The sequence below is a fragment of the Ruminococcus hominis genome (assembly GCF_014287355.1).
GTDB lineage: Bacteria > Bacillota > Clostridia > Lachnospirales > Lachnospiraceae > Schaedlerella > Schaedlerella hominis.
The window spans coordinates 1,400,806-1,424,736 of record NZ_JACOPE010000001.1; the positions used below are offsets into that span (position 1 = coordinate 1,400,806).

Sequence of the window (23,931 nt, forward strand, 5' to 3'; positions counted from 1 at the left end):
AAGTAACGAAAGAAGGTATGTGAGATGAAACAGGACAGAAAGAAAAAAATCCTTTGCGTAGTTATTCTTATCATTACGATGGCGATGTTTGGAAAGATGGGCTGGAATGTATCTTGGGCAGCAACGCAAAAAGAGGTGACAACAGAGCAACTGGATGAAGATGTGGTTTTAGTAGGAGGGATGCCAATTGGAATTTACATGGAAACGGATGGGGTATTGGTCTTAAATACACAAAAAATAAAAGGCGTTGACGGAAAAGAGTATAATCCGGCTAAAAAACAAGTGAAGTCGGGAGACTATATTATCGGAATAAATGGAGTGGAAATTCATGATAAAAAGCAATTGATGGAACAGGTTGAAAAACTGAATGATCAGGAGGTAGAACTGTCAATATATAGAGAACAAAAGAATTTAAATGTAAAAATGAAAGCAGTAGAGTCTGCGGCAAAGAAATATAAACTGGGAATCTGGGTAAGAGATAATGTACAAGGTTTAGGAACAATTACATTTTTGACAAAAAACAGTGAATTCGGAGCACTCGGTCATGGAATCCATGATATGGATACAAGTGTATTGATGAAAATAGCAAATGGAAGAATATACAGAACAAGTATACGTTCAGTTGTGAAAGGGTCCGAGGGAACTCCGGGGAGCATGGAGGGACTTATTGTATATAATCGCAATAATCAATTAGGGTCGATTAAAAAGAATACAGAGGTTGGAATATATGGAATATTAGATGACTTAAATACATTATTTGAAGAACAATATGCTGTACAGATTGCAAAAAAAGAAGAAATTAGAAAAGGAAAAGCAACAATTCGTTGCTTTTTAGACGGAGAAGTGAAAGAATATGATGTCGAAATTTTGGAGATTGATAAGACACCGAATGAAATAAATAAAGGAATTACATTACAAGTTACAGATTCTGAATTGTTAGAAAAAACAGGTGGAATTGTGCAGGGAATGAGTGGTTCGCCAATACTTCAAGACGGAAAATTAGTCGGTGCAGTTACACATGTATTTGTTAATAATTCTACAAAGGGATATGGAATATTTGCAGAAACAATGTTGAAAGAAGCCGAAAAATGCAACATGTAACTGCTGTCTTTTGTCGAATTGAGACGCATGAAAGCTCTTGATTCTCATCGACAAGGCTTATATAATAGTGAAATGGTAAAGGAAAAGCGGGACGATGAGAGTAGAAGGGGTGGAGGAGGACACTATATGGAAGCATTGAAAGTGGCCATTGCCGACGATAATGAATTAATGCTGGATATGCTAGGAGAGCTAATTTCTTCAGATAAAGACTTAAACATTGTTGGAAAAGCAAAAAACGGAGAGGAGATTTGTCAGATAATCAAAGAACAGAAACCGGATGTTGTACTTTTAGATCTGATTATGCCGAAGATGGATGGACTTACTGTTATGGAATATGTAAATCGAGATAAAGCAGTAAGTAAACAGCCAAGTTTTATTATCGTTACAGCAGTGGGAAAAGAGAAAATTACAGAAGATGCTTTCAATCGCGGAGCAGATTATTATATTATGAAGCCGTTTAATAAACAAACATTATTAAATCGAATCAAGGATTCGCGCAGAACGTGGAGAATTCCGGAGAAAAATATAAATGAAATAGTAGAAAAGAATCCAATCAGTGAAGAATCATTACTCAATACAGTAACAAATATGTTGCATGAAATTGGAATTCCGGCACATATCAAAGGCTATCACTACCTGAGAGACGCTATTATAATGGCGGTAGAAGATATGGAAGTATTAAATGCAATTACAAAAATATTGTATCCTACTGTAGCAAAAAAGTATCAGACAACCTCGAGTCGTGTAGAGCGTGCAATTCGACATGCGATAGAAGTTGCGTGGAGCAGAGGTAAATTAGATACATTAGATCGTTTATTTGGATATACTGTCAGTAACGGAAAAGGAAAACCGACAAATTCTGAATTCATTGCCTTAATCGCAGATACCATCCAGTTAGAATATAAAAACAAATAATAAAAACTACTGTGATTCGCTGTATATATGCGAAATAAGGCTTTTAATTAAAAATGAAATGCGTTATAATAATTTTATGATTATTCAAAAAAGCAAGGCTGAAAAAAGCGAAAAACGGGAGGGTTATTATGAAAAATATTTTATTTGCATCTTCAGAATGCGTTCCATTTATTAAAACAGGAGGTCTGGCGGATGTAGTTGGTTCGCTTCCAAAATATTTTGATAAAGATAAATATGATGTCCGAGTTGTTCTTCCAAAATATAATTGTATGTTTCAAAAATGGAAAGATATGATGGAATATGTAGATCATTTTTATATGGAACTTGCAGGTGAGGATCGTTATGTCGGAATCATGACTTGTGAATATGAGGGGATTCGCTTTTACTTTATCGATAATGAATATTATTTCAATGGTTTTGCACCTTATGATGGGGATCCAAAGTGGAATATTGAAAAATTTGCATTTTTCTCAAAAGCTGTATTAAGTATTCTCCCGGTTATCGGATTCCGCCCGGATCTGATTCATTGTCATGACTGGCAGACAGGATTGATTCCTGTATATTTGGATAATTTCCGTTATCTTGGAGAATACTATCGAGGAATTAAGTCTATTATGACAATACATAATCTGAAGTTCCAGGGTGTATGGGATAGAGAAACAGTACAGGCAATCACAGGACTTCCAGATTATTATTTTGTTCCGGATAAGATGGAAGCATATAAAGATGCAAACCTGCTTAAAGGTGGTATCGTATATGCAGACAAGGTTACAACTGTAAGCCAGACTTATGCGGAAGAAATTAAAACTCCATTCTATGGAGAAGCGTTAGATGGATTAATGAATGCACGTTCTAATGATCTTTGTGGCATTGTGAATGGATTAGATTATGATGACTATAATCCTGAGAAGGATTCAAGAATTGTAAAGAATTTTAATGTGGGAGATTTCCGAAAATTAAAACCAATGAATAAAGCTGCTTTGCAGGAGGAACTTGGTCTTGACAGAGATCCAAAGGCTATGATGATTGGTATGGTTTCCAGACTGACAGATCAGAAGGGCTTCGATCTGGTAGATTATATGATGGATGAATTATGTCAGGATGCAGTACAGATCGTAGTACTTGGAACTGGTGAAGCAAAATATGAGAATATGTTCCGTCATTTTGCATGGAAATATTCAGGAAAGGTTTCTGCAAACATCTTTTATTCAGAAGATCTTTCACATAAGATTTATGCATCATGTGACGCATTTTTAATGCCGTCTCTGTTTGAACCATGTGGATTGAGTCAGTTGATGAGTCTTAGATACGGAACTCTTCCAATTGTTCGAGAGACAGGTGGATTAAAAGATACAGTACAGCCTTACAATGAATATGAGAAAACAGGAACAGGATTTAGTTTCGCAAATTATAATGCACATGAAATGTTGAATACTGTTCGATATGCAGAACATATTTACTATGATAGAAAGCGCGACTGGAATAAGATGGTTGAGCGTGCTATGGAAGAAGATTTTTCTTGGGGAAATTCTGCAATCCAGTATCAGAATTTGTATGCAAGCCTGATTGGGGAATAGAAGCAAAGCAAGTAATATAAACACGACAGATTTAGGAGAAGGACATGAAGATAATTGATAAATTGAACGAAGATAGAATTCATATTTCGTTCGAGGTGTTTCCACCAAAAACAGATGCAGGATTTGAAAAAGTGAAAGATGCAACAGATAAAATTGCCCAGTTAAACCCGTCATATATTAGCGTTACATATGGTGCCGGCGGAGGAACAAGTAAGAATACAGCAAAGATTGCATCACACATAAAACATGAGCTTGGAGTAGAAAGCCTGGCACATCTTACGTGTGCGTCATCTACAAAAGAAGAAGTGCGACAAGTAATTGAAAATCTGAAACAGTTGGAAATTGAAAATATTCTTGCCCTTCGAGGAGATATCGTACCGGGAATGACCTTTCCAAGTGAAGACCGTTTTCATTATGCATATGAATTGGTTGAAGAGATAAAGAAACATGGAGATTTCTGTATAGGTGCCGCATGTTACCCGGAGGGACATGTGGAAAATGAACACAAAGAAGATGATATCAAATATTTAAAACAAAAAGTAGATAGTGGAGTTGATTTCCTGACAACACAGATGTTTTTTGATAATGATATTCATTATAACTTTTTGTATCGGATTCGTGAAGCGGGTATTACCGTCCCAGTTCTTCCGGGAATCATGCCGATTACTACAGCGGCTCAGATGAAACGTAGTCAGGAATTGTCAGGAACCGTATTTCCAAGAAGATTTCTGGCATTGCTGGATCGGTTTGGCGATTATCCGGATGCAATGAAACAAGCAGGAATCGCATATGCTACAGATCAGATTATCGATTTGCTTGCTAATGGAGTGAAAAATATCCATGTCTATTCTATGAATAAACCGGAAGTGGCGGCTAAAATCATGGAGAATCTTTCAGAAGTAATAAAATGTTAGGAGTATAGGATAATGGACCAACTGACAAAGGAAGCTGTCCGTTATCTTGGATATGGGAGAAATGCGGTAGATGATCAAACGCGAACAATGATTGCAGAGAGTTTTGAAATATTGCAGTCAATTGCAGGCAGAAAATCCATCTATCGCATCTTTTGTTTAGAACATCTGGGAGATAATCGGATATCATTTGGAAATTTAGAAGTACAAAGCAAGAGTCTTGCAAAAAATTTAAAAGGCTGTGATAAAATAGTAGTGTTTGGTGCTACTTTAGGAATTGGAGTAGACCAGTTGATACGTAGAACATCACTTACAGATATGGCAAAAGCAGTTGTTCTTCAAGCTTGTGCGGCAGCGTTGCTGGAAGAGTATTGTGATGAATGTCAGGAAAAAATTGAAGTGCAGATGCGAAAAGAGGGATATTATTTAAGACCGCGATTTAGTCCGGGATATGGAGATTTTTCGATTGAACATCAGTACTATATTACGAGAATGATAGACAGTGCAAAGACAATTGGATTAACCATAACAGACAGTTTGATGATGACACCAACCAAATCAGTAACGGCGGTGATCGGACTTAGCACTTCAGAAGAAAATTGTCATAGACAAGGATGCGAAGCGTGTTCAAAGAAGGACTGCATATATAGAAGGGACATAATATGATATTGGAGCAATTAGGAAAGAGACTTTTATTTTTTGATGGGGGAATGGGAACTCTTCTTCAGGAGAAGGGATTAAAACCGGGAGAGCTTCCAGAGACATGGAATCTAAATCATCCTGAGGATATTATAGGAATACATCAGGAATATATAGAGGCAGGAAGTGACATTGTGCTTACGAATACGTTTGGAGCTAATGCACTGAAGTTTAAGGACGACACCTATCCACTGAAAAAAATTGTAGAGGCGGCTGTTCAAAACGTAAAAACAGCGCAGGAACGAGCAGGGAAAAAAGTTTACACGGCATTGGATGTAGGTCCGACAGGAAAACTTTTAAAACCGATGGGAGACCTTGACTTTGAAGATGCTTATAACGCATTTAAAGAAGTGATGATTTATGGAGAACAGGCCGGTGTAGATCTCATTCATATTGAAACAATGAGTGATACCTATGAGATTAAGGCAGCAGTTCTTGCAGCAAAAGAAAATACAAAATTGCCCGTTTTTGTGACAGCAATTTTTGATGAACGCAAGAAATTATTGACAGGTGCAGATATTCCGGTTTTTGTCAGTATGTTGGAAGGACTTCGAGTTGATGCTCTTGGAATTAACTGTGGATTGGGACCGAAACAAATGTTTCCAATGCTGGAAGAATTGCAAAAATATTCTTCTTTACCAATTGTTGTGAAACCAAATGCAGGACTTCCAAAACAGCGTGGAAATGAAACTTATTATGATGTTGAGCCGGAAGAGTTCGCACAGACAATGGAAAAAATAGTGGATATGGGTGCCGCTATTATTGGAGGTTGTTGTGGAACGACACCAGATCACATCCGTGCTATGATTACGATGTGTAAAGATAAACAGATAAAACCAGTCATAAAGAAGACGGAAACAATCGTGTCCTCATATGGTAAATCTGTTATATTTGGAAATGGTTCTAAAATTATCGGGGAGCGTATCAATCCAACAGGAAAGAAAAAATTCAAACAAGCTTTAAAAGATCATGACCTGGATTACATTTTAAAGGAAGGTATCATGCAGGAAGAAAAAGGGGCACATATTTTAGATGTGAATGTAGGGCTTCCGGATATCGATGAAAAACAGATGATGATAGAAGCAATAACGAGCTTGCAAGGAGTGACAAGTCTTCCACTCCAGATCGATACAGTAGATATCAATGCCATGGAAGCAGCACTTCGTATTTATAATGGAAAGCCTATGGTCAATTCCGTCAGTGGAAAAAAAGAATCGATGGATGCAGTATTTCCTTTGATTCAAAAATATGGTGGTGTAGTTGTCGGACTGACATTGGATGAAAATGGAATACCTGCGACAGCAGATGGTCGAGTAGAGATTGCAAAAAAAATAATAGCGGAAGCAGCTAAGTATGGGATTGATAAAAAAGACATCGTAATTGATGTGTTGGCAATGACAATTAGTTCAGAGCCGCAAGGGGCAATTATCACATTAGATGCATTGCATCGCGTAAGACATGAGCTCGGAGTTCATACAATTCTTGGGGTTTCAAATATTTCATTCGGGTTGCCAATGCGCCCGATTGTGAATTCGCATTTTTATACAATGGCGATGTATAATGGGCTAAGTTGTGGAATTGTAAATCCGGCATCGGAAGAAATGATGAAGTCATTTGATGCATATCATGCATTGATGAATTACGATATAAATTGTGAACGATATATCGGAAAATATTCAGGTCAGACTACAACCGTATCAACAACACAGACAGGTTCAATGACATTACAGATGGCAATTGAAAAAGGTGTGAAAGATGAAGCACGACAGATCACACTTGAACAGGTAAAAACAGAGCAGCCATTGGATATCATCAATACACAACTGATTCCGGCACTGGATCATGTTGGAAAAGGCTTTGAGAAAGGAACTGTTTTTTTGCCACAATTATTGATGAGTGCAGAGGCAGCTAAAACAGCGTTTGCAGTGCTGAAAGAGCAGATGAGCGGCAATGAAGATGCTGAAGAGAAAAAAGAAAAAGTTGTTCTGGCAACCGTAAAAGGGGATATACATGACATTGGTAAGAATATTGTAAAAGTTTTATTGGAAAACTATAGTTTTGATGTTATTGATCTTGGTAAAGATGTTCCGCCAGAAACAATTCTTGAAGCTGTTCAGGAGCAAGATGTAAAGCTGGTAGGTCTTAGTGCATTAATGACAACAACTGTAGTGAGTATGGAGGAGACAATTAAGTTATTACGAAAAGAGGCTCCAGATTGCAAAGTGATGGTTGGCGGTGCGGTTTTAAATCAAGATTATGCGGATATGATCGGTGCAGATTTTTATGGAAAAGATGCAATGCAGTCGGTGTATTATGCACAAAAATTATTACAGAATAAATAAAAGGAGGAATATACAATTATGATGAGAGGATTACAGACTACAGTAAGAATGATCAGAAGAAGAGTATTTACAGAAGTTGCAAAATTAGGTTTCAAAGCAAATGCAGAGACATTAATTGATGATATGGAAGCAATTCCATATGAAATTGTTACCGAGGATCAGGATTACCGAGATAGCCGTTATCGAGCAAGAGCTGTTGTGCGTGAAAGATTGCGTTTGGCAATGGGGTTATCTCTTCGTCCAGAGAATAAACCTGTGCATCTTACACAGGGAGTAGAAGCAAGTAATATTTCGGAAAAATATTATGAGCCACCATTGATGCAGGTAATTCCTTCAGCATGTGAAGCATGTGAGGAAAGAGGATATGAAGTATCTAATATGTGCAAAGGTTGTCTTGCACATCCATGTCAGGAAGTCTGTCCAAAGGGTGCAATTTCCATGGTGGATGGAAAATCATATATAGACCAGACAAAGTGCATTAAGTGTGGAAAATGCAAGTCTGCCTGTCCATATGACGCAATTGCAAAAAAAGAACGTCCATGTAAAAATGCATGTGGAGTTGGAGCAATTGTATCGGATAAAATGGGAAGAGCTTATATTGATCCTGACAAGTGTGTATCATGCGGTATGTGTATGGTAAGTTGTCCATTTGGAGCAATTTCTGATAAATCGCAGATATTCCAGCTTGCACGTGCTTTAAGTGAAGGGGAAGAAATTGTTGCAGAAATCGCACCGGCATTTGTAGGTCAGTTTGGAGAAAATATTACTGCAAGAAATATTAAAGCTGCATTGCAGGAAATGGGATTTTCAGAAGCGTATGAAGTCGCACTTGGAGCAGATATCGGGGCAGTGGCAGAGGCACATCACTATGTAAATAAAGTTGTATCAGGAGAACTCCCGTTTCTTCTTACATCATGTTGTCCATCCTGGGCAATGCTTGCAAAAAAACAGTTTCCAGATTTGATCGATCAGATTTCACAGGAGCTGACACCTATGGTTGCAACGGCAAGAACAATTAAGCAGGAGCATCCAAATGCAAAGGTTGTGTTTATCGGACCATGCGCAGCAAAGAAACTGGAGGCTTCCAGAAGGACAGTAAGAAGTGATGTAGATTTTGTTGTGACATTTGAAGAGTTGCAGGCTATGTTTGATGCAAAAGGAATTGATTTGACAAAATATGAAGCAGAATCTTCTTTCCATGATGCAACCGGTGCAGGACGTGGATATGCATGTGCAGGCGGCGTTGCAGCAGCAATTGAAGAATGTATTAAAGAGTATTATCCAGGTGTAGACGTAAACATCGAACATGCAGAGGGTCTTGCAGAATGTAGAAAAACACTGCTTCTTGCAAAAGCCGGCAAGATGAATGGCTGCCTGATTGAAGGAATGGGATGCCCGGGAGGATGCGTTGCAGGAGCAGGAACTAACATTCCAATTCCACAGGCTAAGAAAGATGTTGCAACTTATGTGAAGAACTCAACAAAATCAATTCCACCAAAGGAATTAGAGAATATTGAATTAAAATAGTCTGATAGTTTAGAAATAAAAAGCAGGCATAGAATGACACGAAAAAGCAGTTCTATGTCTGCTTTACATTTGAAAAATGCTATGTTATTATATGAAATAGTATGTTTTTAATTTACAGGAGGAGAAGGCAATGCAGCCATATGGAGTAAACCAATTAAGAAAAATGTTTTTAGAGTTCTTTGAGAGCAAAGGACATCTTGCGATGAAGAGCTTTTCGCTGGTGCCTCATAACGATAAAAGTTTGTTACTGATCAATTCAGGAATGGCACCATTAAAACCATATTTTACAGGACAGGAGATTCCACCTAGAACACGTGTGACAACATGTCAGAAGTGTATTCGTACAGGCGATATTGAGAATGTAGGTAAGACAGCACGTCACGGTACATTTTTTGAGATGCTTGGAAACTTTTCGTTTGGAGATTATTTCAAAGAAGAAGCAATCGAATGGTCATGGGAGTTCTTGACAGAAGTAGTCGGACTGGATCCGGAAAGATTATATCCATCTATTTATGAGAATGATGACGAGGCTTTTGAAATCTGGAATAAAAAGATGGGAATCCCGGCAGAGAGAATTTTCAGATTTGGTAAAGAAGATAACTTCTGGGAGCATGGTTCAGGTCCTTGCGGTCCATGCTCAGAGATTTATTATGATCGTGGAGAAAAATACGGATGTGGTAAACCAGGATGTACAGTAGGTTGTGAATGCGACCGTTACATGGAAATCTGGAACAATGTATTTACACAGTTTGATAACGATGGCAATGGAAATTATTCTGAATTAGAGCAGAAGAATATTGATACAGGTATGGGATTAGAGCGTCTTGCAAGTGTTGTACAGGACGTTGATTCAATTTTTGATGTTGATACAATTAAGGCACTTCGAGATCATGTATCTAAGCTTGCAAACAAAGAATATGGAAAAGATTATAATACGGATGTTTCACTCCGTGTTATCACAGATCACGTGCGTTCTGTAACATTTATGATTTCTGATGGTATTATGCCTTCAAATGAAGGCCGTGGATATGTACTTCGTCGTCTGCTTCGTCGTGCATGCCGTCATGGAAGATTATTAGGAATCGAGGGAAATTTCCTGCCAGAACTTGCAGAGACTGTAATTGCCGGTTCGAAAGACGGATATCCTGAATTGGAAGAAAAGAAAGAATTTATTTTAAAGGTTATAGCAAAAGAGGAAGAGCAGTTTAATAAAACAATCGACCAGGGTCTTGGAATCCTTTCTGATATGATTGCAAACATGGAAGAAAAAGGTGAGAAAACATTGTCCGGTGAAGATGCATTCCGTCTTTATGACACATATGGATTCCCATTAGATCTGACAAAAGAAATTCTGGAAGAAAAAGATTTGGATGTAGATGAAGACGGATTCCATGCAGCAATGGAAATCCAGAGAAAGACTGCCCGTGATGCCCGTGAAGTGACAAACTATATGGGAGCTGACGTAACTGTATATGAGTCTATCGATCCAAGCGTAACAAGCAAGTTTGTTGGTTATGATAATCTGACATATGAATCAAACGTAACAGTACTGACTTCTGAGACAGCAGTGGTTGATGCTCTTTCAGATGGAGAAAGAGGAACTGTATTTGTAGAGGAAACACCATTTTATGCAACAAGTGGTGGACAAGAAGCAGATACTGGTGTGATTCGTACAGCAGATGGTGAATTTAAAGTAGAAGATACGATTAAGCTTCTCGGTGGTAAGATTGGTCATGTAGGTATTGTGACAAAAGGTATGATTAAAGTAGCAGACAAGGCTACTCTTGAAGTAAACGCAGAAAAACGAGCACTTTCTGCTCGTAACCATAGCGCTACTCATTTGCTTCAGAAAGCACTTCGTATAGTACTTGGCAATCATGTTGAGCAGGCAGGTTCAAGTGTAAATGAAGACAGATTACGTTTTGACTTTACTCATTTTTCTGCAATGACAGCAGAAGAACTTGAGAAGGTTGAGAAGATTGTAAATGATGCAATTCAGAAAGCACTTCCAGTTGTGATTAAGAATATGCCGATTGAAGAGGCTAAAAAGACAGGCGCACAGGCATTGTTTGGTGAAAAATATGGAGATGTCGTACGTGTTGTAAATATGGGTGATTTTTCAATTGAGTTCTGTGGAGGTACTCATGTATCTAATACATCTGAAATCATGGCTCTCAAGATTGTATCTGAGTCAGGTGTTGCAGCTGGAGTACGTCGTATTGAGGCACTTACATCAGAGGGCTTATTGAAATATTATAGCGATTTGGAAAATAAACTTCGTGATGCAGCAAAACTTTTGAAAACAACACCAGATACAGTTTCAGAGAAGATTGCTCATCTTCAGGCAGAAAATAAAACTCTTCATAGTGAGCTGGAGAGCTTGAAGAGTAAGATGGCACAGGATGCAGCCGGAGATATTATGAATCAGGTGAAGGAAATTTCAGGTGTTAAATTGCTTGCAGCAGAACTTGACGGTGTAGACATGAATGGTCTTCGTGATCTTGGAGACCAGATGAAAGAAAAACTTGATGACGGAGTAGTCGTATTGGCATCAGGTAATGATGGCAAAGTAAGCTTGATGGTTATGGCAACAGATGGAGCTATGAAAAAAGGAGCACATGCCGGTAATCTTGTCAAAGCAATTGCAGGATGTGTAGGCGGTGGCGGCGGTGGTCGTCCAAACATGGCTCAGGCTGGAGGAAAGAATCCGGCAGGTATTGCAGATGCATTGAAAAAGGCAGAAGAGGTACTTTCTGAGCAACTTGCATAGGAATATCATGTGAATCCTAACAAAAATTATAACAATTTTTGTTGAAAAAACAGTTGACGTAGCTGAAAAATATGTTATAATCATTTGTAGTGCAATAAATATACCCGAACAGTCGTATGATGCACAATACAAGGCTGGAGGGGAGGTTAGGTGTGAGACTATGTCAAATGTAATCGTTAAAGAAAACGAAACGTTAGATAGTGCTTTACGCAGATTCAAAAGAAACTGTGCGAAAGCTGGCATTCAGCAGGAGATTCGTAAAAGAGAACATTACGAAAAGCCAAGCGTAAGACGTAAAAAGAAATCTGAAGCTGCTAGAAAACGTAAGTATAATTAATAGTGCAGATTAACAAGGTACTGAATTCAGTGCCTTGTTTTTTATTACATGAGAAATTACATTTCTCGTGTATTCAAGTCGAACGTCCGTGAGACTTGGCGCGTGATTCTGCTCAGCGAAGCTGACATATTCCTATCAGAATCACTGCGCATCCTCGCGGAGCGTTTATCTCAGTCGGAGATTGGACTCCCACTGAGATAAATTTGCTATTACTCACCACCTAAAGAGGTGGGAGTCTTCTCGACTGAGATAAAAATCTTCTGGTAGGATTGGTAGTACAGTGTACAATGTAGATTTCGCAGGCACTGGTACGCGCAAAGCCCATTTTTAAGAAATTATTTTACAAGGTTTCAGTGATACTTTTATCACGTTAATGTAACAGTGTTGTAAAATAATAAAATTTCTTATTGACAACAGAGGATAATGCTTATACAATAAAGAACGAAGACAAAGATGTCGGAAAGCTTGCAGACTAACTGCATGCTTTTTCTAGTTTTAGGAGGTAGATTAGAATGTCATACGTAGATGAAGTCATTGAATTAGTAGTGAAAAAAAATCCAGCAGAACCTGAATTTCATCAGGCAGTAAAAGAGGTATTAGAGTCTCTTCGTGTAGTAGTAGAAGCAAATGAAGAAAAATTCCGTAAAGATGCTTTACTTGAAAGATTGGTTGAGCCAGAAAGACAGATTAAATTCCGCGTTCCATGGGTAGATGATAAAGGACAGGTACAGGTTAATACAGGATATCGTGTACAGTTTAATAGTGCTATTGGACCATACAAAGGAGGACTTCGTCTGCATCCATCTGTTAACCTTGGAATTATCAAATTCCTTGGATTTGAGCAGATCTTTAAAAACTCTTTGACAGGTCTTCCAATCGGTGGAGGTAAAGGTGGATCAGATTTCGATCCTAAGGGAAAATCAGACAGAGAAGTTATGGCGTTCTGCCAGAGCTTTATGACAGAGCTTTGCAAATATATCGGAGCTGATACAGATGTTCCAGCAGGAGATATCGGAACAGGTGCAAGAGAGATTGGTTATATGTTCGGACAGTACAAGAGAATCCGTGGACTGTATGAAGGTGTTCTGACAGGTAAAGGATTAAGCTATGGTGGATCTTTAGCTCGTACAGAGGCTACTGGATATGGTCTGTTATATTTCACAGAAGAGATGCTGAAATTAAACGGACAGGATATCGCAGGTAAGACAGTAGCAGTTTCTGGTGCTGGTAACGTAGCAATCTATGCAACAGAAAAGGCTCAGCAGCTTGGTGCTAAAGTTGTAACAGTAAGTGATTCTACAGGATGGGTATATGATCCAGACGGAATCGATGTTGCAGCACTGAAAGAAATCAAAGAAGTAAAACGTGCAAGACTTACAGAATATAAGAATTATCGTCCAAATTCAGAATATCATGAAGGAAGAGGCGTATGGAATGTCAAAGTAGATATTGCTCTTCCATGTGCTACACAGAATGAACTTCATCTTGAGGATGCAAAAGCACTTGTTGCTAATGGATGTATAGCTGTTGCAGAAGGTGCTAATATGCCTACAACAATGGAAGCTACAGAGTACTTACAGGAGCATGGAGTACTGTTTGCACCAGGTAAAGCATCTAATGCCGGTGGTGTTGCTACATCTGCACTTGAGATGTCACAGAACAGTGAGAGATTGAGCTGGACATTTGAAGAAGTAGATTCTAAACTGAAAAATATCATGGTTAATATTTGCCATAATGCAGCTGATGCAGCTGAAAAATACGGATTTAAAGGCAACTATGTTGTAGGTGCTAACATTGCCGGATTTGAGAAAGTTGCTGACGCTATGACAGCTCAGGGAATCTGCTAATCAGATAAAAAATGATTGACATTTTAAAATTAAAATTGTATAGTTACCTTGTAAAAGGGAGTAATCGACGTACATAGTGCGTTCACGATGTCGTCAATACGATGGGTCTACCTATCCGTATCGTGATGAAATGATGAGACTTTTGCTGTATCATAATTAGATTGATACAGCAAAAGTCTCTTTTTTTATATATTAGCAAAAGTTTTTTTCCTAATATGTAAAATGATTCCTTTTAAATAATTTGAAAGAAGGAGAGAACTGGTATGAAAGAATACTATCATATGACTGGTGAAGAAGTCTGTCAAAGTGTGAATGGAACTCTGGAACCATTGACAGAATCGCAGGTGAAAGAACATATTGCAAAATATGGCCGGAATGAAATTGAGACTGTAGGAAAGAAATCTGTACTACAGTTGTTTTTGGAACAATTCAAAGATTTTTTAGTTATTATACTAATCATTTCTGCAATCGTATCTGGTGTGCTTGGAGATTGGGAAAGTGCGCTTGTAATATTGGTTGTAATTACGATGAATGCAGTGCTCGGAACTGTTCAAACACGAAAAGCTGAACAGTCATTGGAGAGCTTGAAAAAACTGTCAGGTCCAGAGGCTAAAGTACTTAGAAATGGAAATGTTGTATTGCTCCCATCTACAGAAATTACAGTAGGAGATATTGTTCATCTAGATGCAGGAGATTTCATTCCGGCAGACGGAAGAATTTTGGAAGCAGCGACGCTCAAGGTTGATGAGAGTGCATTGACAGGAGAAAGTGTAGGAGTTGAAAAAACAACAATATGTATAAAAGGTGAGTCAGAAATTGCACTTGGCGATAGGACTAACATGTTGTATTCAGGTAGTTTTGTTACCTATGGAAGAGCTACCTATATTGTAACAGGAATTGGTATGAATACGGAAGTTGGTAAAATTGCAGGCATGATACAAAATGCAGCAGACAAGAAAACTCCGTTACAAGTAAATCTGGATCAATTTGGACAGAAGCTGTCAATTTTGATATTAATATTCTGTGGCGTTCTCTTTGGAGTAAATATTTTGCAAGGAGGAAGTGTAGGAGATGCATTCATGTTTGCGGTTGCGCTGGCAGTAGCAGCAATTCCAGAGGCACTTAGTTCGATAGTGACAATAGTGTTGTCATTCGGAACACAGAAAATGGCAAAAGAAAATGCGATCATCCGAAAATTACAAGCTGTTGAAGGACTTGGCAGTGTGTCAGTAATCTGCTCTGATAAAACAGGAACATTGACACAAAATAAGATGACTGTAGAAGATTATTATGTAAATAAAACAAGAATTTCGTCAGAAGACATTGATATGGATTCTGAAATTCAAAGAAAGTTATTTACATTTAGTGTTTTGTGTAATGATGCATCTAACATTGATGGTGTTGAAATTGGAGATCCTACAGAGACAGCACTTTTGAATGTTGGTGGAAAATTGGATATTAATGTTGAAGAAATTCGAGCAAGATATCCAAGGGAAAGCGAGATTCCGTTTGATAGTGATCGGAAAATGATGTCGACAAAACATACAATAGAAGGCATTCCTGTTATGGTTGTAAAAGGGGCAACGGATGTATTATTATCCAGAGCAACACAAATAATGGAGAATGGAATAATCCGTCCGATTACAAAAGAGGATAAACAAAAAATTGAAGAGGACAATCAGAAATTTTCAAGAGAAGGATTGCGAGTATTAGGATTTGCATATAAGAAAGTTGTGGACGAGTGGGAATTATCATATGATGATGAAAATAATTTGATTTTCTTAGGTATGATAGCAATGATGGACCCTCCGAGAGAAGAATCAATGGCGGCGGTAGCAGAATGTAAGAAAGCTGGAATACGTCCGATTATGATAACAGGAGATCATAAAGTAACAGCAGCTGCAATTGCAAAGAGAATAGGCATTCTGCAAGATGAATCAGAAGCATGTGAAGGCGCTCAGATTGAAGGCATGTCAGATGAAGAATTACAGGATTTTGTTGAGCATATATCTGTATATGCAAGAGTATCTCCGGAACATAAGATCCGAATTGTCCGTGCATGGCAAGAAAAAGGAAATGTCGTAGCAATGACAGGAGATGGCGTGAATGATGCTCCTGCATTAAAACAGGCAGATATAGGTGTCGCAATGGGAATTACGGGAAGCGAGGTTGCAAAAGATGCTTCAGCGGTTGTTCTGACAGACGATAATTTTGCAACAATTGTGAAATCGGTAGAAAATGGAAGAAATTTATACCGAAATATAAAACTGGCAATTTTATTCCTTTTATCAGGTAATTTTGGAGCGATTTTAGCGGTACTATATGCATCGGTTATGAACTTACCGGTTCCGTTTGCTCCGGTTCATTTGTTGTTTATTAATCTGTTGACAGACAGCCTTCCGGCAATTGCACTTGGATTAGAACCGCATACGAAAGAGGTCATGCTGGATAAACCTAGACCGATGCAGGAATCAATCTTAACAAGATCTTTTTTGGCGAGAATCGGGGTTGATGGTTTTGTAATTGGTGCAATCTCTATGATAGCATTTCTGATAGGATATCGCAGCGGAAATACAACGCTTGCAAGCACAATGGCATTTGCAACGCTGTGTTTGGGAAGATTGGTACATGGATTTAACTGTAAGTCAGATAAACCGGTAATATTTACAAGAAGATTCTTTAATAATAAATATCTGCTGGGTGCATTTGCATTAGGAACGATTTTGGTAACATTAGTAATTATGATTCCGGGCTTACAAGGATTATTCAAGGTTCAGACATTGACAATAACACAGCTTTTGATGGTATATTTCCTTGCATTTTTAAATCTTCCGGTGATTCAGTTGATAAAAACTATTCAAGGATATTATAAATCCAGAAAAAAATAATACAAAAAATGAGCAATCGTTTGTGATTGCTCATTTTTGTTGATGAAAACAATTTAGGTATAACGTTTAATTGTTTCTTGGAGTACATATTTTTTGTCATTATAACGATCAAAAATATAACTATTTGCTTTATGTTCCAATTTATCAGGAAGTGGAGATAATGATACATTTTCTCCATATTTACGCTGTAATGCCCGTTCCAATAAGTAATCACATACCTGAGGATTCTTTGGAAGGAGTGGGCCATGAAGATATGTTGCAATAACGTTCTTATAAACTACACCTTCATAACCGGATTTTCCAGTGTTGCCAAGTCCGAAGAATACCTTTCCAAATGGTGTATGGTCATTGATATAGGTACGTCCGCCATGGTTTTCAAAGCCGACAACAGGATCAGAGAAGAGAGGGCTTTGTAAAATGATGTTTCGAATCAGACGTTCAGGTTCCCATTCTGTTGTGATATTGAGAATACCAAGCCCCTCAATCATTTTTTTATCAGTTTTATAATATTTACCTAATAATTGATAACCACCACATACAGCAAGAACAACGCCACCTTGCTCAACGTAATTTTTAAAATCAGCTTTGATCTCTTTTAAATATCCGCAAACCAGTTCCTGTTCTCTGTCAGATCCACCACCTAATAGTACAATATCAAGTTTGGAAAAATCAATTTTGTCGCCAGAAAGAAAAGGAATGACTTCTGCTTCGATCCCACGCCACTCTAAACGTTTACGAAAACATTGAATATTGCCGCGGTCACCATAAAGATTCAATAAATCAGGATAAAGATGTCCGATTGTTAATTTCATGATTTCAGTTCTCCTTCCGTTTCCTTTTGCATCTCATTTAATAAGTGGTTTGTGCGATACAGACCAGAGTAGTTGACAATAATATAAAGATTTTTTGTGCCATTCTTAGTTAAATCTTCAACAGACTGTTTTAAATCTGTAGTAGAACCACAAGGAATATCCTCATATTTTAAACGCAGTCCCATATCGTGTCGGCGAGTTCCATTTGTAAGGATGGTAGATACATTGGCATCTGCAAGATACTGGAAATCTACATCCCAAAGCCAGGAGACATCTTCACCATCCTGATAGGTATCATTAATCTGGATAATGATATCTTTTGGTTTTGGATCTTTGAGTACAAGTGAAACCTTTTGCTGGAATCCAATTGGATTCTTAGATAAATGAAGTTGTACACGTGCACCGTTGATATTAAAAATATCTTCGCGATTATTACCATAATCGAAAGATTCTATCATACTCTGGAAATGTTGTTGTGGTGCGTGTAATGCACGTAATGCCACATAAGCGGATAATGTGTTATAAATATTGTATGGAGTACGCGCTGTGGATTGAATATGCATGCCATCCATATCAAAGGAATATAATTCATCCTTTAATACAACATTGGTTGTTGTATAATCCGGGTCTGGACGTTTAAATCCACAATTTGGACAATGATAGATACCAAGTTGTCCATAATGGAAAAATTCATATTCAAGTTTTGTACCACAAGAACGACAGAAAATACTTTCACGAATCTCAGAACGGGAAATGTCATCAAAAATCTGTTCACTGATTCCATACGTGATGTAAGAATTACCACAGTCCTTTGCAAGAGAGTAGGATAAAATATCATCGCAGTTAATGATCAATGTTGTATCAGGGACACTTGTGACAGCTGTTTTCAACTTATTGTAAGTGATATCAACCTCACCAAAGCGATCCAATTGGTCACGTGAAATATTAGTTAATAAAGCACAGTCAGGTTTGAGCTGAGGAAGAACATTGACAGATGCGATTTCATCTACCTCGATGCAGGCGTAGTCTGCATCTAAATGTCCGTGCTTATCAGTAGAAAGAACAAATGCAGAAATGATACCGTTCATCATATTGGCACCTGTTCGGTTAATGATAACCTTCTTTCCCTCCGCCTTCAATGCGTGATATAAAATACTGTTTGTTGTAGTTTTTCCGTTTGTTCCCATTGTTACAATGGTCTTTTCACGTACTTGTTTTGACATCGTGTTCAAAATATTAGGGTCAATGATTCGCGCAACATACCCAGGGAGAGTAACTCCACTTCCGCGATTCATTTTTTTAATCAAAATACTGGTTAGTTTCGCACAGCGAATTGCTAATCTGCTTCTTAATTTCATAATGACTCACTCTTTCATTCTTTATGTTTTATAGTCAGCAAGAACTAAAATATAGAATTCTGCCGATACTTGTACTATTATAAGTGAAGAGACATAATAAAACAAGGAAATCGAGGAATTTCTGAATATTTTATAAAGATACTGGAATTTTTTTGTGGCTATGATAAAATGAATGCTATAAAAAGGAAAACGAGGTTGGTTAATATTGAAAAAAAATAACTTAGAGAAAAAGACAGAAAAAAAACAAGAAGTAAAACGTATTCCAACAACGAGATATACACCGAATCCAGAGCAAGGACTGACTTCACAACAAGTGCAGGAACACAGGTTGCATGGATGGACAAACAGGGCGGTAGATCCACCATCAAAGACAACTCGTGATATTATTCATGAGAATGTATTTACGTATTTTAACTTGATTTTCTTGATTTTGGCAATATTGTTGTGCCTTGTCGGTTCATTTCGAAATCTGACATTTTTACCGGTTATTATTGCTAACACGTTAATAGGAATTATACAGGAGATCCGAGCAAAAAAGGTACTGGATAATCTGACGATGCTTAATGCACCGCATGCAATGGTTATAAGAGATGGAAAACAAAGCCTGGTAGATGCAGAAAAATTAGTGCTCGACGATATTGTGGTTTTTAAAGCAGGAAATCAGATTTGTGCAGATGCTGAAGTATGTTTAGGTACTGTGCAGGTCAATGAATCTCTTTTGACAGGAGAAGCGGACGAGATTACAAAACAGCCGGGAGACATATTGATGTCTGGAAGCTTTATTGTATCGGGAGAATGTCGGGCTCGTTTGGATAAAGTAGGAGAGGATTCTTACATTTCAAAATTGACTTTGCAGGCAAAAGAGATGCAGGACAGCGAACAATCAGAGATGATACGTGCTCTGGATAAATTAGTACTGGTTGCCGGAATTGCAATTATTCCAATTGGAATCCTTTTATTTGTACAGGCTTTCTTTTTTCAAGGGGAAGGATTTCGTTCTAGCGTAACATCTATGGTCGCAGCAGTAATTGGAATGATCCCAGAAGGATTGTATTTGCTTGCTAGTGTGGCATTAGCAGTTAGTGCCATGCGTCTTGCTACAAAGAAGGTTCTGCTTCATGATATGAAGTGTATCGAAACACTTGCCCGTGTAAATGTACTTTGTGTAGATAAAACAGGAACAATCACAGATAATACAATGGAAGTCCGGGAGTTTAAACCGACAGATGAATATGATAAAGAGACTATGGCACCGCTTAGTCAGCTGATTGGAGATTTTGCTGCGGCAATGGATAGAGATAACATTACGATGGAAGCAATTAAAAGGAGTTTTCCACATGCTTCTGGACGCAAACCGATTTCAAAAACGGGATTTTCATCAGCAACAAAGTATAGTAGTGTTACATTTGAAGACGAAGCATATGTATTAGGTGCACCAGAGTTTGTTTTGAAAGAAGCGTATGAAAAATATGAGGAAGACATTGAAAGTTATGCCGCTAAGGGGCTGCGAGTTCTGGTATTTGGAACATATGATGGAGAAATAGATGGAAATGAATTGGCAAAACCAATTTGCCCATTAGGATATTTGATGCTGGCAAATCCAATCCGTAAAGCTGCAAAAGAAACCTTTTCATATTTTGCAGAGCAAGGAGTTGAAGTGAAAGTTATTTCCGGGGATAATCCACGTACAGTGTCGGAGGTTGCCAAAGAAGCCGGGGTAGAAGGCGCAGAACGCTATATCGATGCATCTACACTCAAAGATGAAGAAGAAATGAGAGATGCAGTATTAAAATATAATGTATTTGGACGAGTTACTCCGAATCAAAAGAGGCAGTTTGTTCAGATGTTGAAGGATGCAGGAAAAACAGTAGCCATGACAGGAGATGGTGTCAATGATGTACTTGCATTGAAGGATGCAGACTGCAGTATTGCGATGGCATCAGGAAGTGATGCAGCGGCACAAGCATCCCAGCTTGTGTTACTGGAATCAGATTTTTCGTGTATGCCACAGGTTGTATTGGAAGGACGTCGTGTTGTAAATAATATTCAGCGTTCGGCAAGCTTGTTCCTTGTGAAGAATATTTTCTCATTTTTATTGTCGATGTTCTCTGTGGTATTTATGATTACTTATCCATTGGAACCATCACAGATTTCTTTGATCAGTATGTTTACGATTGGTGTTCCGGCTTTCTTCCTTGCATTGGAGCCAAACAAAAATATTATCAAAGGTCATTTCCTTACAAATGTGTTCTTGAAAGCATTACCGGCAGCATTGACAGATGTCCTGGCGGTAGGGGCTTTGGTGATATTTGGACAGACTTTTGGTGTGGATTCAAAAGATATTTCGACTGCAGCAACGATGCTGCTTGCAATAGTCGGATTTATGATTTTGTTTAAGATTAGTGCACCAATGAATAAATTACGTGTTGGAATTCTTATGGGGTGTATCGCAGGGCTATTGTTCTGCAGTGTATATCTTCATAGACTGTTTGCAATCACAGGAATGTCTGTAAAATGCATTATGTTGTTTGTAGTATTTTCAATTGCAACAGAATCAGCATTTAGATTTTTGACAATTCTTGTAGATAAAACAAGGTTTTATTATTTGCGACTTCGTGGAAAAGCGACGGAATGATTATAAATGAAAGCTGCTGACTTATAGAGCATAAGTCAGCAGCTTTTTTAAGTGATGATGAAATTGTTTGTTTTCGTTGTTTAATTTCATTCGTTCTGAACTGGTTTTGTTCTGAGCTAAATAAACATCATATTGTGCAAGAAGTGTTTGATGATCTGGATATACACCCTGCCCCCATTGAATCAACAGCCAGTTCATTGTTTCAGAATTCCAGTATTGCATGGGAATATTAGCAGTTTTTAATGTTGTAATATATTTTAAGGCTTCGATAGACAAATGTTCTAATTCAGCATTCAAAGCAGGTGATTCAAATTCTTTGTTTCCAAATTTTTCCAGTATTTTAATTGGAATGCTTTTTCGTTTGGACTCTCGTTGGATAAGCATAGAACTTTTTGTAACAATTTCATTTAGTCTTTGTGCAGCATTCCAATAAGTTACAAAAGAGTCTGCTTCAGGTTTTTTCTTTGCTTGTTTTGCTTCTTCTTCCATATTAAATGTACGGAAAACACGTTTCTTTCCACCACCTAATTCTAAATCATAGGCCTTCCTTTTTTCCTGATTCGATAATATTCGATAAGCCTCGAGGATTTCCTGCATCTGGGCAGTGGTATCGATATCTGTATGCATATTGGCATCCGGATGATACACTTTTGCCAATGCGTTTTTAGCAGCTGTAATTTCTTCTAAACTGGCGTCTCGGGAAACGCCAAGTATATGATAATATGTGCGTTTTGCCATAAGTTCTCCTTGATTGTTAATAAATACCTAGTTATTTATTGTAAGGCAAGAAATAAAAAAAATCAACTGTTTAAGCAACATGAAAGTAGAAAGAAAGTAATTTTTTCAGACAATCCCAGAAGCTGGCTTTATCACTAGAAACAGCAGCCAGAATTTGGATTCGTCCTATTTCTTCTCCGTTTAATTTATAAATCAAATTTCCAACGGAATCTCCTTTTTGGATAGGTGCGTGCAGTTCTTTTTTTAATTCTAAGTGCTTTGTTATAGCCGATAGATTTTGTCCATTAGTATCGAGATATTGAAATGTAGTTTTGTATTTGCAAGGAATGTTTTCTTTTACACCGCCAATTATTTTTATTTTTCCGAGTTTAGGAGGTGAATAATCTTTATAAATCTGGCAGGAGGCAAACCCATAATTTAATAAAGTGACAGCATCTTGAAAACGAGTTTTAGAATTATCGGCACCAAGAATCACGGCAATTAATTCGATATCATTTTTTTTGGCAGTTGCAGAGACACAAAACTTTGCTAATCCTGTGGAGCCGGTTTTCAGGCCAGTGGCATATTCATATTGACGAATAAGTTTATTCGTGTTAGTGAGTCCAAATTCAGATGTCCCTTTACGTGTTGTATGAGTGATGTTTTCCATCCAGATAGTACAATAATCATGAATCTGAGGATATTTTGTAATCAGTTCCTTTGACATGAGTGCAATGTCCCGTGCACTTGTTTCATGACCATCTGCATCCAGTCCATTACAGTTGATGAATGTGGTGTGGTTCATACCTAATTCTTTTGCACGTTGATTCATTTGTCGGACAAATTCTTCCTCGCTGCCGCAAATATATTCCGCCATGCATACACATGCGTCATTTGCACTTGCGACAGAAATGCATTTTAGCATGGTATCTACACTTTGGGTTTCACCAACCTCTAAAAATACTTGAGAACCTCCCATAGAAGCGGCATGTTCTGAAACAGGCACAGTATCATCTAAGTGTATTTTTCCTTCTTCCAAAGCGTCAAAAATCAGAAGCATTGTCATGATTTTCGTTACACTGGCAGGCGGACGTGGTGTATCGGGATCTTTTTCGTAAAGGATAGTTCCGGTAGATGCCTCCATTAAGATTGCAGAAGGCGCATGTAATTCAATGTTGGCGAGTATTTTGGGATTTTTTTGATTTTCTTTGGCAAAAAGGATGAAATTATGATTTCCTATTACGAGGATTATCAATCCTAGAATCAGACAAAAACTTCGTAGAAATAATATTTTTTTGTTTTTCAAAGGACACACACCATAAAACTATTTAATCTATTTATATTCATATCCTGTTTTAGTAATTCGAATATATTATCTCAAAATATTGATGATCTAATCAAAACAATATTGCGGGAATGGTTCATATATTGCGGAAACTCAAGGATTGCAATAGTTGAATTCCAAAAAGAAAAATGTTAATATAAAATGGATTGG

At 37.8% G+C, this 23,931-nt stretch carries 16 protein-coding genes; 12 read left to right on the top strand and 4 right to left on the bottom strand.

The window, feature by feature from the left end:
• The first annotated feature begins 24 nt into the window (after nucleotides 1–24).
• The 11 genes from spoIVB (at nucleotide 25) to H8S40_RS06215 (ending at nucleotide 16,914) form a co-directional block, all read left to right on the top strand.
• Nucleotides 25–1,101, top strand: a complete 1,077-nt coding sequence (gene spoIVB, locus H8S40_RS06165; RefSeq protein WP_118723749.1) for a SpoIVB peptidase — start codon at nucleotides 25–27, stop codon at nucleotides 1,099–1,101.
• A 126-nt stretch (nucleotides 1,102–1,227) separates the two neighbouring features.
• Nucleotides 1,228–2,016 (top strand): sporulation transcription factor Spo0A, encoded by a 789-nt coding sequence (gene spo0A, locus H8S40_RS06170; RefSeq protein WP_118723748.1) that lies wholly within the window; start codon nucleotides 1,228–1,230, stop codon nucleotides 2,014–2,016.
• A 128-nt stretch (nucleotides 2,017–2,144) separates the two neighbouring features.
• The gene (gene glgA, locus H8S40_RS06175) at nucleotides 2,145–3,593 is read left to right on the top strand and encodes a glycogen synthase GlgA (protein ID WP_118737013.1); all 1,449 of its coding nucleotides are present in this window, start codon (nucleotides 2,145–2,147) and stop codon (nucleotides 3,591–3,593) included.
• Between the two features lie 44 nt (nucleotides 3,594–3,637).
• Nucleotides 3,638–4,507, top strand: coding sequence for a methylenetetrahydrofolate reductase [NAD(P)H] (metF, locus tag H8S40_RS06180; RefSeq protein WP_022076142.1), 870 nt, complete (start codon nucleotides 3,638–3,640; stop codon nucleotides 4,505–4,507).
• 12 nt (nucleotides 4,508–4,519) lie between these two features.
• Nucleotides 4,520–5,170, top strand: a complete 651-nt coding sequence (locus H8S40_RS06185) for a vitamin B12 dependent-methionine synthase activation domain-containing protein (RefSeq protein WP_118723746.1) — start codon at nucleotides 4,520–4,522, stop codon at nucleotides 5,168–5,170.
• A complete protein-coding gene (locus tag H8S40_RS06190; RefSeq protein ID WP_186864856.1) occupies nucleotides 5,167–7,545 on the top strand; it encodes a homocysteine S-methyltransferase family protein in 2,379 nt (792 codons plus the stop codon). Before H8S40_RS06185 ends, H8S40_RS06190 begins: the two co-directional genes overlap by 4 nt.
• An 18-nt stretch (nucleotides 7,546–7,563) precedes the next feature.
• Complete coding sequence (locus H8S40_RS06195) at nucleotides 7,564–9,072, top strand: 4Fe-4S dicluster domain-containing protein (RefSeq protein WP_186864857.1); 1,509 nt, start codon at nucleotides 7,564–7,566, stop codon at nucleotides 9,070–9,072.
• 130 nt (nucleotides 9,073–9,202) lie between these two features.
• Complete coding sequence (gene alaS / locus H8S40_RS06200) at nucleotides 9,203–11,842, top strand: alanine--tRNA ligase (RefSeq protein ID WP_186864858.1); 2,640 nt, start codon at nucleotides 9,203–9,205, stop codon at nucleotides 11,840–11,842.
• Between the two features lie 160 nt (nucleotides 11,843–12,002).
• Nucleotides 12,003–12,179: a 30S ribosomal protein S21 gene (rpsU, locus tag H8S40_RS06205; protein WP_004054229.1), complete on the top strand. Its 177-nt coding sequence runs from the start codon at nucleotides 12,003–12,005 to the stop codon at nucleotides 12,177–12,179.
• A gap of 512 nt (nucleotides 12,180–12,691) precedes the next feature.
• A complete protein-coding gene (gdhA, locus tag H8S40_RS06210; protein WP_022075141.1) occupies nucleotides 12,692–14,026 on the top strand; it encodes an NADP-specific glutamate dehydrogenase in 1,335 nt (444 codons plus the stop codon).
• A 263-nt stretch (nucleotides 14,027–14,289) separates the two neighbouring features.
• Nucleotides 14,290–16,914 (top strand): cation-translocating P-type ATPase, encoded by a 2,625-nt coding sequence (locus H8S40_RS06215; protein WP_186864859.1) that lies wholly within the window; start codon nucleotides 14,290–14,292, stop codon nucleotides 16,912–16,914.
• 53 nt (nucleotides 16,915–16,967) lie between these two features.
• Here the strand turns inward: H8S40_RS06215 and H8S40_RS06220 are convergent, their stop codons facing one another.
• The gene (locus tag H8S40_RS06220; RefSeq protein ID WP_186864860.1) at nucleotides 16,968–17,726 is read right to left on the bottom strand and encodes a type 1 glutamine amidotransferase; all 759 of its coding nucleotides are present in this window, start codon (nucleotides 17,724–17,726) and stop codon (nucleotides 16,968–16,970) included.
• A complete protein-coding gene (locus tag H8S40_RS06225) occupies nucleotides 17,723–19,084 on the bottom strand; it encodes a Mur ligase family protein (RefSeq protein WP_118723741.1) in 1,362 nt (453 codons plus the stop codon). The genes H8S40_RS06220 and H8S40_RS06225 overlap by 4 nt, the downstream gene beginning before the upstream one ends.
• 205 nt (nucleotides 19,085–19,289) lie before the next feature.
• Here H8S40_RS06225 and H8S40_RS06230 point away from each other — a divergent pair, with 205 nt between their 5' ends.
• Nucleotides 19,290–21,719 carry a cation-translocating P-type ATPase gene (locus H8S40_RS06230; protein WP_186864861.1) on the top strand — a complete coding sequence of 810 codons (2,430 nt, stop codon included), beginning with the start codon at nucleotides 19,290–19,292 and terminating at the stop codon, nucleotides 21,717–21,719.
• Between the two features lie 21 nt (nucleotides 21,720–21,740).
• Here H8S40_RS06230 and H8S40_RS06235 read toward each other — a convergent pair whose 3' ends face one another.
• Together H8S40_RS06235 and H8S40_RS06240 are read right to left on the bottom strand one after the other, a co-directional pair.
• Complete coding sequence (locus H8S40_RS06235) at nucleotides 21,741–22,457, bottom strand: J domain-containing protein (RefSeq protein WP_118737008.1); 717 nt, start codon at nucleotides 22,455–22,457, stop codon at nucleotides 21,741–21,743.
• 70 nt (nucleotides 22,458–22,527) lie between these two features.
• Complete coding sequence (locus H8S40_RS06240) at nucleotides 22,528–23,742, bottom strand: D-alanyl-D-alanine carboxypeptidase family protein (RefSeq protein WP_243238198.1); 1,215 nt, start codon at nucleotides 23,740–23,742, stop codon at nucleotides 22,528–22,530.
• Nucleotides 23,743–23,931: the final 189 nt, after the last annotated feature.

Bases quoted from the DNA above. Each gene is read 5' to 3' on its own strand.
- spoIVB (WP_118723749.1), top strand. From the start codon at position 25: ATGAAACAGGACAGAAAGAAAAAAATCCTTTGCGTAGTTATTCTTATC.
- spo0A (WP_118723748.1), top strand. From the start codon at position 1,228: ATGGAAGCATTGAAAGTGGCCATTGCCGACGATAATGAATTAATGCTG.
- glgA (WP_118737013.1), top strand. From the start codon at position 2,145: ATGAAAAATATTTTATTTGCATCTTCAGAATGCGTTCCATTTATTAAA.
- metF (WP_022076142.1), top strand. From the start codon at position 3,638: ATGAAGATAATTGATAAATTGAACGAAGATAGAATTCATATTTCGTTC.
- H8S40_RS06185 (WP_118723746.1), top strand. From the start codon at position 4,520: ATGGACCAACTGACAAAGGAAGCTGTCCGTTATCTTGGATATGGGAGA.
- H8S40_RS06190 (WP_186864856.1), top strand. From the start codon at position 5,167: ATGATATTGGAGCAATTAGGAAAGAGACTTTTATTTTTTGATGGGGGA.
- H8S40_RS06195 (WP_186864857.1), top strand. From the start codon at position 7,564: ATGATGAGAGGATTACAGACTACAGTAAGAATGATCAGAAGAAGAGTA.
- alaS (WP_186864858.1), top strand. From the start codon at position 9,203: ATGCAGCCATATGGAGTAAACCAATTAAGAAAAATGTTTTTAGAGTTC.
- rpsU (WP_004054229.1), top strand. From the start codon at position 12,003: ATGTCAAATGTAATCGTTAAAGAAAACGAAACGTTAGATAGTGCTTTA.
- gdhA (WP_022075141.1), top strand. From the start codon at position 12,692: ATGTCATACGTAGATGAAGTCATTGAATTAGTAGTGAAAAAAAATCCA.
- H8S40_RS06215 (WP_186864859.1), top strand. From the start codon at position 14,290: ATGAAAGAATACTATCATATGACTGGTGAAGAAGTCTGTCAAAGTGTG.
- H8S40_RS06220 (WP_186864860.1), bottom strand. From the start codon at position 17,726: ATGAAATTAACAATCGGACATCTTTATCCTGATTTATTGAATCTTTAT.
- H8S40_RS06225 (WP_118723741.1), bottom strand. From the start codon at position 19,084: ATGAAATTAAGAAGCAGATTAGCAATTCGCTGTGCGAAACTAACCAGT.
- H8S40_RS06235 (WP_118737008.1), bottom strand. From the start codon at position 22,457: ATGGCAAAACGCACATATTATCATATACTTGGCGTTTCCCGAGACGCC.